The organism is Sandaracinobacteroides sp. (assembly GCF_057137845.1).
In genome coordinates this window covers 1-4,329 of sequence record NZ_DBNHFX010000192.1, presented here as the reverse complement: position 1 = coordinate 4,329, position 4,329 = coordinate 1, and the positions used below count along the sequence as shown (strand labels likewise).

6 protein-coding genes and 1 pseudogene are annotated in these 4,329 nt (G+C 62.6%); 2 read left to right on the top strand and 5 right to left on the bottom strand.

The genetic code is table 11. The annotated features are described in order from the left end of the window. Positions 1-669: 2-C-methyl-D-erythritol 2,4-cyclodiphosphate synthase (gene ispF / locus AC16JP_RS10680; RefSeq protein WP_484340598.1), on the top strand; the 669-nt coding region annotated here is incomplete at its 5' end. A gap of 4 nt (positions 670-673) precedes the next feature. Continuing rightward, on the top strand, positions 674-1,168 hold the full coding sequence (locus AC16JP_RS10675) for a CinA family protein (protein WP_484340597.1): 495 nt from the start codon (positions 674-676) through the stop codon (positions 1,166-1,168). Here the strand turns inward: AC16JP_RS10675 and AC16JP_RS10670 are convergent. From AC16JP_RS10670 to AC16JP_RS10650, 5 genes and pseudogenes are all read right to left on the bottom strand, one after another. Then, positions 1,129-1,590 carry a type II toxin-antitoxin system RatA family toxin gene (locus AC16JP_RS10670; protein ID WP_484340599.1) on the bottom strand — a complete coding sequence of 154 codons (462 nt, stop codon included), beginning with the start codon at positions 1,588-1,590 and terminating at the stop codon, positions 1,129-1,131. The two genes, AC16JP_RS10675 and AC16JP_RS10670, sit on opposite strands and share 40 nt — an antisense overlap. Beyond that, positions 1,577-2,518, bottom strand: coding sequence for a lipoyl synthase (gene lipA, locus AC16JP_RS10665; protein WP_484340596.1), 942 nt, complete (start codon positions 2,516-2,518; stop codon positions 1,577-1,579). The genes AC16JP_RS10670 and lipA overlap by 14 nt, the downstream gene beginning before the upstream one ends. Before the next feature lie 70 nt (positions 2,519-2,588). Then, positions 2,589-3,287: an NYN domain-containing protein gene (locus AC16JP_RS10660; protein WP_484340595.1), complete on the bottom strand. Its 699-nt coding sequence runs from the start codon at positions 3,285-3,287 to the stop codon at positions 2,589-2,591. A gap of 121 nt (positions 3,288-3,408) precedes the next feature. Further along, positions 3,409-3,513: pseudogene (locus AC16JP_RS10655) on the bottom strand (PEPxxWA-CTERM sorting domain-containing protein); the annotation flags it as partial. Positions 3,514-4,135: 622 nt separating this feature from the next. Then, the coding region (locus AC16JP_RS10650; protein WP_484340594.1) for a nitroreductase family protein at positions 4,136-4,329 on the bottom strand (194 nt) is incomplete at its 5' end.

Genomic DNA, 4,329 nt, shown 5'->3' with positions numbered 1-4,329 from the left:
CCGCAGGGGTTTGATTTTCCTTCGATCGTTGCCGCACATGCGATCGCCGACGAAGGCGCGACCGACGATGCGGAAGTTCTGCGCGCCGCTGGCCACCAGGTCAGGATCGTGCCCGGCGACGAACGCGCCATGAAGATAACCCACGCTGCCGACTTCCGGGCGGCTGAGCGCCTGCTTGATCATGCAACAGTCACCGGCTCGGGCTTTGATGTGCACCGCTTCGGCGCCGGCGATCATGTGTGGCTTTGCGGCCTGCGGATTCCCTATGGCCGGGGCCTCGTCGGCCACAGTGATGCAGACGTCGGGCTGCATGCGCTGACCGATGCCATATTGGGTGCGATCGGCGATGGCGACATCGGCACCCATTTTCCGCCGACCGACGCAAGATGGCGCGGCGCCAGTTCCGACCGGTTTCTGGCCCATGCGGCCGAACTGGTCACGGCTGCCGGCGGGCGCATTCTGCACTGCGACATCACGCTGATCTGCGAGGCTCCGAAGCTCTCGCCTCATCGCGCCGCGATGGTGCAACGGGTGGGCGAAATCCTGCATGCGCACGCGCCGCTGATCAGTATCAAGGCAACCACGACGGAAGGCCTGGGCTTCACCGGTCGCAGCGAAGGTATCGCTGCACAGGCGATTGCAAGCGTCAGGCTTCCCTGCATTGGATAGCGACATGAATTTTGACGAGGAAATCACCAGCCTGGCGCGCGAAGTCGTCGAGCGGAACCGCGAGGCCGGGCGCCGTGTGACGACGGCTGAAAGCTGCACCGGCGGCCTGGTGGCAGCAGCTCTGACCGAAATAGCCGGTGCGTCCGACGTGCTGGATCGCGCATTCGTCACTTACTCCAACGAGGCCAAGATGGAGATGCTGGGCGTTTCCGAAGACATTCTGGCGACGCTTGGCGCAGTATCCGAGGCAACCGCATGGGCCATGGCGCAGGGCGCGCTGAAACAAAGCGGCGCAGACGTCGCGGTTGCGATTTCAGGTGTCGCCGGACCGGCAGGCGGCAGCGACAAAAAGCCTGTTGGAACAGTCGTTTTTGCACGTGCGCTGAAAGATGGTGACAACCTGCCGGTCGTCGCCGACACGCATCATTTCGGTGATCTTGGCCGGGCGGAAATCCGCCGTCAGGCGGCGCTGGTCGCGCTAAGGCTTTTGCTGCCGTAAAGGCTTTCGGCCCGCCGCTCGAAGCTGGACACCATCCGCCGGAAGCTTTCGTGGAAGAAGGCGCCGGCCAGCTTTTCCAGCAGACCCGAGCGAAATTCAAAGTCCACATGAAATTCCAGCAACGTGCCGCCATCGTCGGCCGGTTTGAACGTCCAGTCGTTGCTCAGGCGCTTCAGCGGCCCGGACACATAGTCCACATGCAGATGGCGCGGGCGGTCCAGCGTCACCCGGCTTGTGAACGTTTCGCGGAACGAACGAAAGCCGACGCTCATGTCGGCGACCAGAAGTCCTGGTTCGCGGCTGCGGATCCGGGTCGCGGCCACCCACGGCAGAAACTCCGGGTAGCGACCGACATCGGCCACCAGATCGAACAGTTCTTCCGGCGTCCAGCGCAGGTGGCGCGTTTCGTTATGGCGCGGCAACCTCGGCGGCCTTTCCATGCTGGGCACGCCTTGCTGCCTGCAACTTCGCGAAATCGGCGCCTGCATGATAGCTCGACCGGGTCAGCGGGCTGGAGGCAACCAGCAGGAAGCCCTTTGCACGGCCGATGGCGGCATAGGCGGCAAAGGTCTTGGGTTCGACGAACTCCTCGACCTTGGCGTGGCGCGGCGTCGGCTGAAGATACTGGCCGATCGTCAGGAAATCGACATCGGCCGTGCGCATGTCGTCCATCACCTGATGGATTTCCGTGCGTTGCTCGCCAAGGCCGACCATTACGCCCGACTTGGTGAAAATCGTCGGGTCGATCTGCTTCACCCGTTCCAGCAGGCGCAGCGAATGGAAATAGCGCGCGCCGGGGCGGATCGTGGGGTAGAGCCTCGGCACCGTTTCCAGATTGTGGTTGTAAACGTCCGGCCGCGCATCGACGATCCGCGCGACCGCATCGGCCGGCTTGTTGCGAAAATCCGGGGTCAGGATTTCGATGGTGGTTCTGGGGGCGCGTTTGCGCATTTCCTCGATCACGCGCACGAATTGCGTTGCGCCGCCGTCGGGCAGGTCGTCCCGGTCGACCGAGGTGATGACGATATGCTTCAGCCCCAGTTCCGCTGCCGCTTCGGCGACATGCACCGGCTCGTGCGGGTCTACCCGGTTGGGCATCCCCGTCTTGATATTGCAGAACGCACAGGCCCGCGTACAGGTGTCGCCAAGGATCATTACCGTGGCGTGGCTCTGTTGCCAGCACTCACCGATGTTCGGGCAGGCCGCTTCCTCGCAGACGGTGTTCAGTTTCAGCCGCCGCATCAGCTTTTTTGTTTCGGCAAAGCCCTGCGACGTGGGCGCGCGAACGCGAAGCCAGTCAGGCTTGCGTGTCCGCATGGGATTGGCGGCAGGAGAAGGGGCGTCGGTCATCGCCTGCCCATAGGCGTTTCGCCGCGACGCGGCAACGCCGCCCTGCCCCCGTGTCAATGTGCGCCGCGTGTCAGCGCGTGCGCCTCACATAGACCGTGCCGTTGTCGCGCCGTTCGATGGCGAACTGCGGCAAGGATGCGATCAGGTCGGAAAGCCGAGTGAAACCGAAATTGCGCGCATCGAACGATGACCGGCTGGACGCGCGCTGGCCGATTTCAGACAGGGTGGCGAACCCGCGCTCGTCGCGCTTCGAGGCTTTCCATGCTTCACCAAGCAGGGTGACAACGGCCTCGTCGACCGAGGGCCATGCCGGCTGATCGCCGCTTTCCTGCGTTTTCACCAGCACATCGAGGTCGATGAAGCGTGTGCAGGATTCCCGGAAACCTTCGGGCGCCCTTTCCGAGCCAAAGCCATAGACAGGCAAGCCGTTCTGGCGCAGCCGAACGACTACCGGCATGAAATCGCCATCGCTCGACATGATACCGAACCCATCGACGCGGCCGGTGTACAACAGATCCATCGCATCGATGGCGATCTTCATGTCGGTCGCGTTCTTGCCGCGTGTAATGTCGAACTGCTGCTGCGGCTCGATCGCATAGCGCTGCGTCAGGGCAGCCCAGCCCTTCAGCGCGGGCTTGGTCCAGTTGCCATAGGCGCGCTTGATGTTCACCGATCCAAGCTCGGCCAACACCGTAAGGGCCTGATCGAGACCGGACGGCGACGAATTGTCGGCGTCGATCAACAGCGCGATGTTTCTGTTTTCCGGCATACTACATTGCTATCCGATGCATGCGCGCATGTGCAAACCATCGAACACCCGCTGCAAACGAAAAACACCGCCCCGGCACAAAGCAGGAGCGGCGTATTGGTTTTCGTTTGGCGACGCCGGTTCAGCTCGAAGCGGCCACCATTCCGGAGCGCCGGCGCAGCGCCACCCCGACCAGGCCGAAGCCCGCGATCAGCATCGCCCAGACGGCGGGTTCAGGCACCGCGCCGGGGGTTGCCTGCGGGGTAAGCGCGCCGTTGACCACCGACCGGAAGCCGGCACTGGCCTGCCATTCACCAGCGTCTCCGCTAAGGACTGCGCCTGCCGACGTGAGTTGTTCGCCCAGATAGATGCGAACCTGCGCCAGCGGCGAACCATATTGCGACCACAGGCCATTCGTCGGGTTCCAGGTCAGGGCCGTTGCGTCGGCCATGGTATAGGTGCGCCCGGTGAAGTTCAGATAGGGCCAGTTGTGGTTCGACGAAGTGGTGAAGCTGAAGTCGACCAAAGTCTGGAGATCGTCGCTCACTGTCAACGATCCGGTCAGCGTTCCACCGTCCACCAGCGAAACATTGCCGAGGTCGAACACCACCACAGCGGATGCCGGGGCCGACAGCGCCAGCGCGCCAAGCGCGGCACCAATCAAAACGCCAAACTTCATGCGACTCTCCTGATTACGCGGATCTTACGTTATTTCTGTTCTGTCGAAACCAGGCGCGCGGGTTGTCCGACCAGGCGCCGCTTTCGACAGGGCGCATATGATATCGACACGAATAATGTCAAGGGTTCGCTGCATGATGACGCCGGTTTCGAATAAAGAATGTCAACTTTTTACACACATGTCATAATGGTCATATCCCGTGAAAGCGGGCGAATGCGTCGACGGGGGCGCGGCGCGCACGGAACTTGTTGGCCTTATCGGCTTCATCGGCGAAACCGATGGCCATGCCGCAAAACAGCATCCGCTCGTCCGGCGTGCCCAGAAAGCCGGTGATCGTCTGCGGATAGACCGACCAGCACTCCTGCGGGCAACTGTCCAGTCCTT